12 protein-coding genes are annotated in these 13095 nt (G+C 61.0%); 5 read left to right on the forward strand and 7 right to left on the reverse strand.

Annotated features, from left to right (window positions below; translation table 11 throughout):
* The 5 genes from EOA38_RS03620 to EOA38_RS03640 all read right to left on the reverse strand — a co-directional run.
* The coding region (locus EOA38_RS03620; RefSeq protein ID WP_127298468.1) for an isochorismatase family protein at window positions 1-265 on the reverse strand (265 nt) is incomplete at its 3' end.
* Window positions 266-278: 13 nt separating this feature from the next.
* Window positions 279-878: a TetR/AcrR family transcriptional regulator gene (locus EOA38_RS03625; protein ID WP_127298469.1), complete on the reverse strand. Its 600-nt coding sequence runs from the start codon at window positions 876-878 to the stop codon at window positions 279-281.
* A gap of 58 nt (window positions 879-936) precedes the next feature.
* The gene (locus tag EOA38_RS03630) at window positions 937-2109 is read right to left on the reverse strand and encodes an alpha/beta hydrolase (protein WP_245480749.1); all 1173 of its coding nucleotides are present in this window, start codon (window positions 2107-2109) and stop codon (window positions 937-939) included.
* A gap of 71 nt (window positions 2110-2180) precedes the next feature.
* Entirely contained in the window at window positions 2181-2717 is a 537-nt protein-coding gene (locus EOA38_RS03635) for a hypothetical protein (protein WP_127298470.1), read from the reverse strand.
* 247 nt (window positions 2718-2964) lie between these two features.
* Entirely contained in the window at window positions 2965-3642 is a 678-nt protein-coding gene (locus EOA38_RS03640) for a TetR family transcriptional regulator (RefSeq protein ID WP_127298471.1), read from the reverse strand.
* Window positions 3643-3786: 144 nt separating this feature from the next.
* Between EOA38_RS03640 and EOA38_RS03645 the strand changes: the two genes are divergently transcribed.
* Together EOA38_RS03645 and EOA38_RS03650 are read left to right on the forward strand one after the other, a co-directional pair.
* On the forward strand, window positions 3787-4857 hold the full coding sequence (locus EOA38_RS03645) for an efflux RND transporter periplasmic adaptor subunit (protein ID WP_127298472.1): 1071 nt from the start codon (window positions 3787-3789) through the stop codon (window positions 4855-4857).
* Window positions 4854-7946 carry an efflux RND transporter permease subunit gene (locus EOA38_RS03650; RefSeq protein WP_127298473.1) on the forward strand — a complete coding sequence of 1031 codons (3093 nt, stop codon included), beginning with the start codon at window positions 4854-4856 and terminating at the stop codon, window positions 7944-7946. Before EOA38_RS03645 ends, EOA38_RS03650 begins: the two co-directional genes overlap by 4 nt.
* Before the next feature lie 748 nt (window positions 7947-8694).
* Here EOA38_RS03650 and EOA38_RS03655 read toward each other — a convergent pair.
* A complete protein-coding gene (locus EOA38_RS03655; RefSeq protein ID WP_127298474.1) occupies window positions 8695-9012 on the reverse strand; it encodes a hypothetical protein in 318 nt (105 codons plus the stop codon).
* 78 nt (window positions 9013-9090) lie between these two features.
* Complete coding sequence (locus EOA38_RS03660) at window positions 9091-9879, reverse strand: TetR/AcrR family transcriptional regulator (RefSeq protein ID WP_127298475.1); 789 nt, start codon at window positions 9877-9879, stop codon at window positions 9091-9093.
* Between the two features lie 237 nt (window positions 9880-10116).
* On the opposite strand from EOA38_RS03660, the gene EOA38_RS03665 reads away from it, so the two are divergent.
* The 3 genes from EOA38_RS03665 to EOA38_RS03675 all read left to right on the forward strand — a co-directional run bounded on the left by EOA38_RS03665 (window position 10117) and on the right by EOA38_RS03675 (window position 13092).
* Entirely contained in the window at window positions 10117-10758 is a 642-nt protein-coding gene (locus EOA38_RS03665; RefSeq protein ID WP_245480748.1) for a hypothetical protein, read from the forward strand.
* Between the two features lie 99 nt (window positions 10759-10857).
* Window positions 10858-12276, forward strand: a complete 1419-nt coding sequence (locus EOA38_RS03670; RefSeq protein ID WP_127298477.1) for a peroxidase — start codon at window positions 10858-10860, stop codon at window positions 12274-12276.
* A gap of 24 nt (window positions 12277-12300) precedes the next feature.
* Window positions 12301-13092 carry a MarC family protein gene (locus EOA38_RS03675; RefSeq protein ID WP_126090081.1) on the forward strand — a complete coding sequence of 264 codons (792 nt, stop codon included), beginning with the start codon at window positions 12301-12303 and terminating at the stop codon, window positions 13090-13092.
* Window positions 13093-13095: the final 3 nt, after the last annotated feature.

Consider the following 13095-nt stretch of genomic DNA (forward strand, 5'->3'; position numbering starts at 1 on the left):
GCCTGGCCCCGACCTGCGCCATCCGCCGGGTCGCCAGATCGTGGGCTTCAGAAGAGGTGCCTTCGACCGCATCTATGATTGGATAGACTTCGTATCCGTCACGCAGGGCATCGAGCGTGGGAAAGCAAAGGCAGACCTCGGTCCACAGCGCGGCGATCACCAGCTTGCGGCGGCCGGTCTGCTCCACAGCCGCGCGGGAGTCGTTGTCCTCCCAGGCATTGACCGTTGCCCGGTCGATCGGCTCGCCCTCCAAGCCGACAGACATAGCTCAAAAGCAGTTACCGCAACGCATCAACCGCGAAGGAGACGAGTTCCAGAGCTGAAATCTCGCAATGGTTCGAAGGCGTTGAACCGATAATCCTGGGGTCCCACAAGACAACAAGAGAGGCGCAAAAGCAGGAGGAGGCCGCGTGCACATCTGTCGGTTGGAACTCCTTGGTGCCAATGCCGGCACGAATAAGCTCTCCCACGAGGCCGTGAAGCCGATTTCGAAACTGCCTGAAGGACGACCAGTTGCTGCTCGCGGTAAGGACAATCAGACCGAACATTTGGGGGTCGCCGTGTATAGCCTGCAGGAGCAAGCGATGGTGGCCAAGCATCGTTTGTTTCAATTGGTCTGCTGCGCTCACCAAGTCGCCTGCAGGGGAGGGCGCGAAGCAGAGGTCACTTTCGTAGAAATCCGCTGCGATTGCGTCCCATATGTCCGCTTTCGAGGGGAATGTTCGGTACAGGCTTGCGGGAGATTTTCCGAGCAGTCGAGCTATGTCGGCGACTGTCGTTTTCGACGGCCCATACATGCGACAAGCCGCCGTGCCAGCTTGAATGATCGGCAATCTCTCGGCTGAATGATCATTGCTCGCAATGCTGGGAAGGGTCATCGTTTCACTCTCAACGAGAAGCTCGCATCACTAGTTCGCATGAAGCCACGCTCGACGATCAGTAGGAAATCTGCCCGTCCAGTATCTGGCCCCCGTCCGAGGAAAGCTCCCGTTTCAAGATCTCGCGAGCCTTAGGGCTGATGACTGCGGCTGGGGCAGCAATGGCCACCCGCGCTGCCGAACCAGCGAAATCGGCGGCCGTCACCCCGATCTTATCGGCAAACGTCGCCTCTCCTCCGGCCAGGCTTTGTCCTGCAAGCCGCCGCCCAAGAAGGCGCACAATGCCGGGGGTATCGGCAAACGCGTTGTGGCCGAGTGGATCGCGGGGTGTGATGTCGCTGGTGTCGATAACCGAGACGCCAAGCTCTTCGAGTACGGAAGCGTATGGCCTCAGATCGGTTCCACCGACGCGTCGAACTCCTCCCGAAAGCAGCCGGGAGACTTGCAGGGCTTTGTCATTGGTTGACGTGAAGATCGTGAAACGCGGTCGCGTCGCGCCCATCTCGATGAACTGGCGTCGAAACACGTCGATGTCGATATCCGGCGACGCGAAAAGCACGTTCCTGACTTTCGCCGGAATGGTCTGGTCGCGCATCGCGATATCGCGCAGCGCCTCCGCCGTCAGCCATGCGCCCATCGAGTGGGCCAGGATCGTCACGTCGGCGACGTCCGGACTCCTTGTGGCCTGGAGGATCAGGTCTTCCAGGGCTCGACGTGAGTAGTTGGTGCTTTCCCTGTCATAAAGATAGTCGAATGGATCCCCGCGCGACGGCCATGTAAAGAGGATCGGCGCTGCATCGGTTCCGGTATCGTGAACGATCTGGGCGAAGCGGAAGACGGCATCGGCGTATGTGTTGTTGAAGCCATGCACGAAGATGAGCAACTGTCGCTTGCCGTTGCGATTCTTGCGAACCCACTCAAGAACCGCGCGTTGCGAAGCGATTTTCCCCACGCTGAGTACCGCAAACTCCTTTTCGGGATCGGGTTTAAATAGCAGGGGCCACTGGATCTGTCCGACCGTGCGGTTCCGATCCGGGGGAATGGAGACGACTATTCTGTTGAGCGAGATCGCCGTTCCGCGATCGCCGCTGTAGAGCTGGCCGCGATCGACAGATGGCTTGCGCGTCGTCGCCACCAGCATGTCCACGTGGGCAGCATCACCGGCGGCAAAGGGGAGAGGTTGAAAGATGTTTTCGGGTCGAGTGGCGCAGCTGATCAGCAGGCACAGCATCGCGGGAACGAGCAGGCTTCGCCACCAAAGCACATGAAACCTCAGCCTCGGCCAGGCGTGACGTTCTCTTCTCATCGGACGACGGCCAGACTTCGCAGAAACTGATCGGCTGCGAGCACGATGAAAGAGACCACGGTCATCATCAGAGCGCGCCGGAAGCGCGTCTGCTTGATGATCCTGACGCGAGACACCTTGAGCAATTCGGCGGCAAGAACCGAGGTCCAATCAGAGGTTAGCGCCTCGCGGACGAAGTCCCCGAGATTGGCGAATGTGTTGGGGTCGACATAATAAACGCGCTGCTCGGAGCCACAGAACTTCTTCGTGACAAGATCCTTTTCCGCGCGGGTCCGGCTTGGGTGAATCACCTGCCCGAACTGCAGGATCGGCATGATGAGAACGCCCCAGACGGCTGCGAAGAACAGCGGCCCGAGCGGCGCGCGGGTCGGCAGGAGATCGCCAAAATGGAGCACCAGATTAAGCGCCAGGATATAGCCCACGCCGACGATCTGCGCCTTTGTGTCATAGGCGCGTACCGTCGTCTGCGCCTCCTGCAGAGCGGCGAGCAGCATCTTGTCGGTGTAGTCGCGCGTGTTGGCTTGTCCGGGCATCGTAGAATCCGTTTCGAGAAATGTTTCTTGGAGGGCTCTGCGGCGTCCGAGCTTCGTTCTTTTCGAAGCCATCCCGCCGGGGATGGCCCGGTCGCCAGCTACTGCATGAACCAACCGTGGCTGACGACTATCGACTGGCCGTCAGAACCCCACTCGCCATCATGTGCTCGGGCTCGGGCCGGATGACGTGCCGGTGCGCACATTGACCGCGCCAATGCTGCACCCCATCTCGCCCGAACTGTCATAGTTATACTCCGAGGAATAATGCTCGCCGCGCGTGATCGGCCGCTGGTTGCGCTTTTGGCGTGCTGATTGCCTCGAGAAACCCGGCCACCAGGGGCATTGTGGTTGCCGTGAGCTCAAACTGTCCGGGAGCGCGGAGCCAATCGAGGACTGATCCATTGACTAAAAGCAGGAGGGCGCGCGCGGCCAATTCTGGGGAGAAGGCGGGCGTGAGCCGGCCGCGGGTTGCTGCGAGCGCAATCACGGACTCGAACAATTTCTGGAGCGCCAGGTCCGCTTCCCGCTGGCGCGTAACCACCGACACCATGTCCTCGCAATACTCGCAACGCAGCCAGAGTATCGTCAGGATACGGGAACGTTCCGGATGGGTTTCGAATGCCTGCAGCCCCTCGCGGATTGCGTCTGAGAGCTCGCGCAATGGATCAAGGTCGGTTTGGGCGGCGAGGCGAGCCGTGAGCCGATCGCCAAACTCCTCATTCGGCATGTTGGCCCGTCGCTCCAGCGCAGCGAATATCTCCTGCTTGTCGCGGAAATGCCAGTAGACGGCCCCGCGGGTTACGCCCGCAGCGCTGGCGATCTGTTCCAGGGTAGCGCGGGCCACGCCGCGCTCGAGGAAGACGTCGATCGCTGCGGCCAAGACGGCCTCGCGTGTCTGTTCGGCCTCAGCCTTGGTGCGTCTCATAAGTGAAATCCTTCCGTTGCGTCAATTTTTACATACATTCACGACTTTCCCTATTTACATACATGCAAGAATGTATATAAGCAAGCCGAATTGTCCAGCCAGCGACGAATTTCATCGGACTGGGCACAATCAAGAGGGTCTGCCATGAAATCCGCATCCACACTTGCCTGCCTGGGATTAGCCGTCTTTGCGTGCGTTGGTGCATCCGCGCCGCCGCCACCTGACATCCGCCCTGTGCGAACCGTGGTCGCCTCCGCCAGCGCGGAAGGAGAGCCTGTTTCGCTGACGGGCCATGTCCGCGCGCGCACCGAGGAAAATCTTGCCTTTCGTATTGACGGCCGGATGATTAGCCGCAAGGCCAGTGTGGGGCAGGTGGTGCAACCGGGCGACGTTGTCGCCGAAATCGATCCGCAGCCCCAGCAGGATGGTCTGCATGCCGCGCAGGCGCAGAACGAAGCAGCGCAAGCGGCCGTCCACGAAGCCGCCAACACTCTGGAGCGTCAAAGGACCCTGCTCGGGCAGGGCTGGACCACTCGGGCCCAGTTCGATGCCGCCGAGAGGGCATATCTGAGCGCGAAAGCCGAGGTGGATTCCACGGCGGCCGTATTGCACACGGCCCAGGACCAGTTCAGCTACACCAAACTGGTCGCCGACTCGTCCGGCGTCGTGATCGCCACCGGTGCCGAGGCCGGGGAGGTTGTCAGGGCTGGTCAGACGATTGTCACGGTCGCACACGGTTACGGCGCCGACGCGGTATTCGACGTGCCGGCGAGCCTTATGCGCCAAGTGGCCCCTGACGCGCCGATCGACGTCGCGTTGACCGATGATCCTTCGGTGCACGCCGTTGGTCAGGTCCGGGAGGTGGCGCCACAGGCCGATCCCGTCACGCGCAGCTACCGGGTTAAAGTTGGGCTAAGCGCCTGGCCGAAGGCGATGCGCCTTGGGGCAACAGTGACCGGTCAGACGCATATGCAGGTGGCGAGTGGCATCGAGCTGCCAGCAACCGCCCTGACGACGGAGGGGGACCGGCCGGCGGTCTGGGTCGTCGACGGCAAAACGCAGCAAGTCTCGCTTCGAACCGTCGAACTGCTTCGACAGGATTCTTCCCATATCGTGATATCGCAAGGGGTCGAAAGCGGCGAAATCGTAGTGACCGCCGGCGTGCATGCGCTGAGGCCCGGTCAGAACGTCCGGCTGCTGGGAGCTTCCCAATGAACCGCTTCAATCTCTCCGCTTGGGCGCTCGCGCATCGTTCGGTCGTCTACTATCTGATGCTCGCCGTCCTTGTCCTTGGCATTGGGGCCTACCTGCAACTTGGTCGCAACGAGGATCCCACCTTCACCATCAAGACCATGGTGGTGCAGGCAAGATGGCCTGGCGCCACGCTCGACGATACGCTGCACCAGGTAACCGAACGCCTGGAGCGCAAACTTCAGGAAACGCCTCATCTCGACTACCTGAAGAGCTTCACAAAGGCTGGTGAGTCCACCGTCTTCGTGTACCTCAAGGGATCGACGCCCCCGAGGGCGGTGACTGACACCTGGTACCAGGTGCGCAAGAAGGTTGAAGACATCCGGCTGACCTTGCCGCAGGGCGTGGTCGGCCCGGTTGCCGATGATGAGTTCGGCGACACCTATGGCATCATCTATGGCTTCACCGCCGACGGATACACCAACCGCGAGTTACGAGACTACGTGGAAAACGTCCGTTCTCGGCTCTTGCAGGTGCCCGACGTCGCCAAGGTAAATTTGATTGGCGCGCAGCCTGAGCGCATTTACATCGAGTTCTCGCCTCAAAAGCTCGCCGGCTACGGCCTTACCGCGGAAGCTCTGACAACAGCGCTGCAGGCCCAAAACGTCGTGGTTCCCTCGGGTGAGATCGTCACCGATCTGGAAGGCATCAAAATGCAGGTAAGCGGCGCGCTGAAATCCGAGAAGGATATCCTCGCCGTCAACTTCGCCGTGGGCGATCGTATCATCCGCCTGGCCGACATCGCGCAAGTGCGCCGCGAGGATGCCAACCCGCCAGATCCGATCTTTCGCATCAACGGCAAGCCTGGCCTGGGCCTCGGGATCTCTATGCGCGACGGCGGCGACGTCCTGGCGCTCGGTCGCAACGTCGAAGAAACGATAAAGGAACTTAGGAAGGACTTGCCCGTCGGCATCGAGCCCACAATGATCGCCAACCAGCCGGAGACAGTCAATCACGCAATCAGCGACTTCATGGAAGCGCTGTGGGAAGCGATCGCCATCGTCCTCGTTGTGAGCATTTTGAGCCTCGGCTTCCGCGCCGGCTCCGTTGTCGCGATCTCGATTCCGCTGGTCCTTGCGATCGTATTCGCGGCGATGCTGGCCCTGGGCATCGACCTTCAGCGTATCTCGCTTGGCGCCCTCATCATCGCTCTCGGCCTTTTGGTCGACGATGCCATGATCACCATCGAGACCATGGTGAGCCGTCTCGAACGTGGCGACGACAAGCCGACCGCGGCCATCTTCGCCTACGCTTCGACTGCCATGCCGCGGCTTGCCGGGACGCTCGTCACCGTCGCTGGCTTTGTGCCGGTTGGTTTTGCGCGCAGCGACGCCGGCGAATACACTTTCTCGCTCTTCGCCGTGGTGGCGCTGTCTCTAATCGCTTCCTGGGTAGTGTCGGGCCTCTTTGCCCCTGTCGTGGGCGTCGCGCTCCTGGGAAAGCCAAAGCATTCGCATAGTGAAATGCTGAGCGCGCCGATGCGCCTATTCAAGCGGGCTCTGTTGGCTGCAATGCGCGCCAAATGGATCACCATCCTTTTGACCGCGGGTCTCTTCGCTGCAGCCCTGGCCGGAGTCCGTCTCATCCCGCAGCAGTTCTTTCCGTCCTCCGATCGACCTGAGTTATTGGTGGATTTGAAGCTGCAGGATAATGCCTCGATCCTTGCGACAAACGAGGTCGTGCAACAGTTCGACGAGATCGTGGCCGCCGATCCTGACATCGAGCATTTCTCGACCTATGTCGGTCAGGGCGCCATTCGCTTCTATTTGCCGCTCGACGTAGCCCTACCGAATCCGTTTTTCGCGCAGTCGGTTATTGTCACCAAAGGGCTTAAGGAACGCGAGCAGGTTCGCGCGCGTCTCGAGAAGGCTTTGGCGACGCGGTTCCCGCAGGTCGTCGCGCGTGTCAATCCGCTGGAACTCGGTCCCCCCGTCGGCTGGCCGGTGAAATACCGAGTGGACGGACCAGACCCGGCCCAAGTTCGCTCCATTGCTCTGCAGGTTGCCGATGCCCTGGGCAAGACGGCGGGCCTCCGCAACGTCAACTTCGACTGGGTCGAGCCATCACGGGTTATGCGTATTCGCGTCGACCAGGACCAGGCGAGACAGCTGGGTCTTAGCTCCGCCGTGGTGGCGACCGCGCTCAATGCCGTTGTCTCGGGCACGACGATGACGCAGGTTCGCGACGATATTTACCTGGTCGACGTGGTCGCGCGCGCCGAGCAGACGGAGCGGACCTCTCTTGAATCACTTCGCTCGTTGCAGATCCCGCTTCCAGGCGGGCGGGTGGTTCCCCTGAGGCAGATCGCAACCTTTGAGTATTCCCAGGAGTACCCAATCGTCTGGCGGCGCGATCGCGTTCCGACCCTGACCGTGCAGGCAGACGTGGTGCCTGGTGTGCTGCCGGCAACGGCCGTCAAGACCTTTGAGCCTCAACTCGGCAAACTCGTTGCGGCGCTTCCGAGCGGCTATCACATCGCGACTGGCGGCTCGGTGGAGGAGAGTGGCAAAGCCCAAGCATCGGTTATGGCGGTGCTGCCGGCGATGGGTCTTCTTGTGCTGACGATCCTGATGTTCCAGCTACAGAGCTTCCAGCGCATGTTCCTGGTCTTGAGTGTTGCTCCGCTCGGCATCATCGGCGTGGTGGCGGCCCTGCTGCTTGCACAAGCTCCGCTGGGCTTTGTGGCGATCCTGGGTGTGCTGGCGCTGACCGGCATGATCGCGCGCAATTCGGTCATCCTGATCGATCAGATCGAGACCGAAAGGAGGACCGGCGCCCATCCGTGGGACGCCGTCGTCACAGCCGCCATCCACCGGACACGCCCGATCCTGCTCACGGCAGCCGCCGCGACACTCGGCATGGTGCCGATCGCGCCGACTGTCTTCTGGGGGCCAATGGCCTTCGCCATCATCGGCGGCCTCGCCGTCGCGACGGTTCTTACCCTGATCTTCCTGCCGGCCCTCTATGTCGCGTGGTTCCGGATCAGTGAACCGCATCAGGCTGAATCCTACACGGACCCCGCGGAGACAGGAATCCTTGCGTTGCAGGCGTGATCGATAGGCGGGCCACGGATCGGCCGTGGCTCGCCTCACGGCGATTCAGGAATAGCCTGCCCGAAGCTACAGGCCGAACGCCATTATATGCATATGCGCGGCCCCGGCCCGCTCCAGTTAATCCGCGGGACGGTTCGGTTTGCGCCCAAAAGCGCGCGGCTGGTCCATCCTCGCTGAATAATGAGGTTCTACATGATATGCATAGCATGCAGCCGCCTATTTAATAATCGCCCGGTGCGGTACTATTTCTGCTCGCCGATGTGCTGGGAGGACGCCAAGGCAAACACACCTTGGAAGATCCTCGCACATGGTTGGGACCCGTCCTGGCCGCCTGTAAAGTTCACGACCACCGCTTATTTTCCTAGGCAATTCGAGTCAAGCCAGCGTGCGAGCACTCTAGGGGATGGAAGTGCTGTTAAAGCAAGTAGAGATGAGACAGCGCTGGCAAGTTAGAAATGCGACCCTCATATAGAGCAGGGCCGTTCGGTTCCTAGCAAAGTAGAATGTCGCATCGACGGTGAAGCCACGCCTTCTTTGCGCCGACGAGAGCGCCCGATCGGGCGTCAGCTGGCCCGGATTGCGCAGCCTGATCGAGGGCGATCCAGTCAAGCTCCCTTGGCTTTAGCTATGAGAACCGCCGCTGGACAAATCGCGGCGGACTGGCGCTGCACAGGCAGTCGGCGACCTACACTCCGCCGAAAAGTTCATCAGGGCAGCGAGCCTTCTGGCAGATTGCCCGAATTCTCCATCAGGAATGCGAGAACGTCATCCAGGCGACCACTGGCCCTACCTGATCTGCCGGATCACCCGCACCAAATTTGATTGGGGCAGGGACTTCAACACCGGCGGCGGCGGCCGCCATGCGCGCCAGTGCTTTCTCCCGTCTAGCAATGACGGCCGGGTCGTTCATGAAGTCCCGCCGACGCCCAGGCTTGCGGTCGCGCTTCACAAAGCCATTGCCCACGCTACCGTGGGGGATACCGAACATATGGTCTATCTGGCCGGTGCGCCGCGGAGCATGCTGGCTATGCTTCATCTCCCGACCTTCCTGCTTCTCGGCAACCATCAGCAGCGGCAGGAGGCATTTTCGTCGAGGTCGGAAAAAAGGCGACTTGACCGGGCGGCTGCGGCTCGAAAGCCAGGATTACTGTCCCGTGTTGACTGGAACGGTAGCCAGATCTTGCCCTGGCAGCGATTGCTCTCCACCCTGCGAGATGCTGACGCCGGGGCCTCGCTCCTCGCTCGCTCGCTGCAGGATTCGCGGTCCTACCCAAACGTCGGAGGGCAGGGCAGGAATTCCCGCCGCCAATCCGTCGATCATTGTGTTCACCGCGCGAACGGCCAAGTTGTCGGACCGCGCGCTCGGGCCGACAAGGCGATCGATCAGCAGCAAGGTAAGGCCGTGAATTTGCGACCAATAGCTCAATACTGCGCTGTCTATCTTTGACGTGTTGCGCCGGATCCTGGGGACGGGGCTCCCAAGAGCGCCGTCGATGACGGCTCCCTCGATAAGCGCTCTCAGTTTCTCGGCTGCTGCCATTTCGATTGTAGGCCGGCCATCGCCCGCAACGCCAAGTAACCCACCGAACATCAGTCTGTAGAGCGCAGGATTTTCGATACCGTGCCGCACATGGCTGCGGGCCATTGCCGTTAGGCGCGTGCGCGGATTGCTGCGTCCCTGTCCCGCATCGCTCATTCGATCGGCAAGCTGATCGAAGCCCGCTGCCGACACGGCGCCCAACAATTCTCGCTTATCTGCGAAGTGCTTGTAAGGCGCGTTATGGCTCACACCCGCACGTCGGGCCAGCTCTCGCAGTGAGAATTCGGTGCTTTGCGTCTCGCGTAGGACGTCGATCGCTGCATTGACGATGGCGCGCTGAAGATCGCCGTGGTGATACGCACGGTCATGGAGTTCGGGTTTAGCTGCATTCATGCGGCCTATCCTAGCAGCTGAGTGGCCAGCGTCAACTTGTGGCTCGTCGGAAATTTTCTGGACTCGGTCGATTTTAAGTTGACGCCGCCAACTCGCACCATTAAGTAGGCACTGTCAACAACAAAGTGGCTATTGCCAACATCAGGTTGGTTGCCACATATCTGGAGAATGCGAATGAACCCCAACAATTCCGCCAATTCCGCTGTCGAGTGGGACCTGCGTCACCCCGGCCTCATCTTGAAGGACGGCGACGGTGTGGTGCACGAGTTCACGGGCATGTGGCCTCTCAAGCCCGATGCCGACCTTGCGAAGTTCACCAACAAGCTTGCCTTCCGCGAATTCTGGAACCCGCCGGAACTGACCTTTGCCGAAGCGACCACTCTCCTCGGCCTGATACGTGCCGCGCGTTGGTTCGTTGGCACGAGCACCGAGTTCGGTCCGACGCTCTATTTCGCCACGCAGTTCGACAGCAGTCTCGAGAAGTATTTCGACGACTTTGTGCTCAACGGTAAAGAGAACCTTGAGGCGATCTGGGGGCAGTGCATCGGATGTCCGACCGGCCCCGAAGCGACGGCGCGCGACATCGTCCAGTACATCGCGCGCGGTCAGATGAAGACGCTCGCGCTTTATGATGCCTTCCCGAGCCTCAGCAACAGCCAAATCGAGAAGCAGGCCGACGTCTACGCGAAGACCCAGAAGTTCCAGCGTGCCGTCGCGAAGCGCGAAGGCAAGTTAGAGGACCTGGTCGACAGCTTTCTTGTCGAACTCGCAAAGCCTTTCGACCACGTCCGCAGCGGCGCGGCTATCGACACCGACGCCGCCAAGGAGCCGCAATTTACGAACGTTCCCGAGCGGCTCGGTCTCAGGAAGGCCGCCTAATCCAACGTCAGACTTCGAAGTTGGCCGACCTTGGGTGCTTCATCCAACGCGCCGGCCAACTCCAGCCGGTGCGCTCGACAACAGAGAGGACCCCTTCAGATGAGCACTGCTGCAATGACACGCGCTTTGACCGCCGCCGATTTGAGGGCGAATCTCAGCGACATTCAGGACAATGTCGTTGCGCCGATCCTCATGAGGTACGGGCGCCATATCTTCCTGAAATTCCATGACAGCGCAAAGGCACGTGAATGGATGCGCGTCATGATCGCACGCGTGAATACCTGGCCGCAGGAGCACGGGACGTGCTTCACCGTGAACGTCGGCTTTACGTTTGAAGGACTAGCAGCGCTCGGTCTGTCGAAACGTTCGCTCGACAGTTTTCCGCAGGCCTTTCGGATGGGCGCGCGCGCCCGTGCCGAGGCGATTGGCGACACGGGCTTGCACGCCCCAGAGCATTGGGAGGGTGGTCTCGGCGGTCCCGACATTCACGCGATGGCGTGGATCCGCACCGATTCCGACCAAGGCCGCGAACTGGCGACGCGGATCGTCCGTGCCGAAATGGAAGAGATCGGGGGAATAGAGCTCCGCTTCATCCAGGACACGATGGCGCTCGCGCACGCGAACGGGATCGGCTCCGAAGGCGAGCATTTTGGATTTGCTGACCCGATCTCCCAGCCTCCGATCGAAGGCGCTGACGCGCCTTGGTATCCTGGCGACGGCGTGCAGGAGCCGGATGGGTCGTGGCGTCCTTTGAAAGCCGGCGAGTTTGTGCTGGGTTACGAAGACGAGGCTGGGCCTGCGGGCGTCATGGGTCCGGAACCGTTCGAGCTGCGGGTGAACGGGACGTACATGGTCTTCCGCAAGCTCCATCAGGATGTGGCTGCCTTCCGCAGATTTCTGAAAACCGCGGCCAAGTCACTTTACGGTTCCGACGACGAGTATCATCAGGAACGCGTGGCAGCGAAGATGATGGGCCGGTGGCGCAGCGGCTGCCCCGTGGATTTGTCGCCGGACAAGGATGACCTTGCCATCGCGGCGGACCCGGAGCGCCGCAACAACTTCAGCTATGCAGGTGACGACGAGGGACTGCGGTGCCCAATCGGCGCGCACCTACGCAGAACCAATCCACGCGCCACTCCCCTCAAGCGCGCGACCGCGGTGCGAAGGCATCGCCTGATTCGACGCGGCGTCGAATATGGGCCGCACCTCGAGGACGGTGCGCTTAAAGATGACGGCGTCGATCGCGGGCTGATCAACCTCTTTATCCAGGCCGACATCGAGAGGCAATTCGAGTTCGTCCAAAAGGAATGGATGAAAGGCGGTGAGTTCATCGGACTCGGCGCAAACGAGCAGGACCCGATCAACGGCGTGGGGGGTGAAGGCTCTCAGATGATGGTACCAGGCGCTAAGCAGCCGTTCCTGTTCGATCTTCCCAGCTTCGTCACGGTCAAGGGAGGCGAATATCTGTTCGTACCCGGACTGATGGCGCTCGAAGGCCTGATCCAGCAGCGATTCTAACGGGCGATATCGGAGCTTGCGACAATGGCCATCCGCCTGCGCACCACCAATTCCGGCAGAGGTCGCCGGACACTCTTTGTGAAGAACTTCGGCAGGCTTATTGCGCTTATATTGGTGTTCGCCGCGACAGTCTCGGCAGCCTCGGCGCAGGGCGTCGCCGCGCCTGCGCTTCGTCCCGGAGCACTCTCCGCATGGACCTTCGGTGAAGTTTTTACGTTCCTCTTCGTTACCCTCGGCCCGCTCAACGTCATCCTGCCATTTCTTGGGATGACGCAGGGCCGCAGTGCTGCCTTCAAGCGCCAGGCGGCCTTCACGGCATTCAGTGTTGCATTGATCGGACTGCTCGTCGTAGCGGCGATCGGCGCGGCAACGCTTAAGGCCTGGGGCATTTCTATCGGCGCACTCCTCCTTACGGGAGGCGCCATCCTTGTTCTCGTTGCGCTACGGCCCGTGTTGGCAGGCTATAGCCCGCGCGCAGGTGAACCGTCATCAGCGGCTAACCCGGCCAGCGCGACCGAACTGGCGTTTTCGCCGCTCGCTTTTCCCACCATCGTCACACCCTACGGCCTCGCGCTGCTGGTCCTGCTGGTCACGCTTTACCCGGCAAGTTCGGAAGGACTGTGGGTTCTGGCCATGGCGGCCTTGGTGCTCGCCCTCGACTTGATCGTCATGCTGGCCGCCGACCGCATTGCGAAGATCCCTCTCGTCAATCCAGGCCTCAATATTCTCGGATGCGTGATGAACGTCCTCTTGATTGCGCTGGGCGTGCAAGCGGTCGCCGACGGCCTACGCCTAATCGCAGAGCAGAGATTCTGAACA

This window comes from Mesorhizobium sp. M1E.F.Ca.ET.041.01.1.1 (assembly GCF_003997355.1).
Classification (GTDB): Bacteria; Pseudomonadota; Alphaproteobacteria; order Rhizobiales; family Rhizobiaceae; genus Mesorhizobium.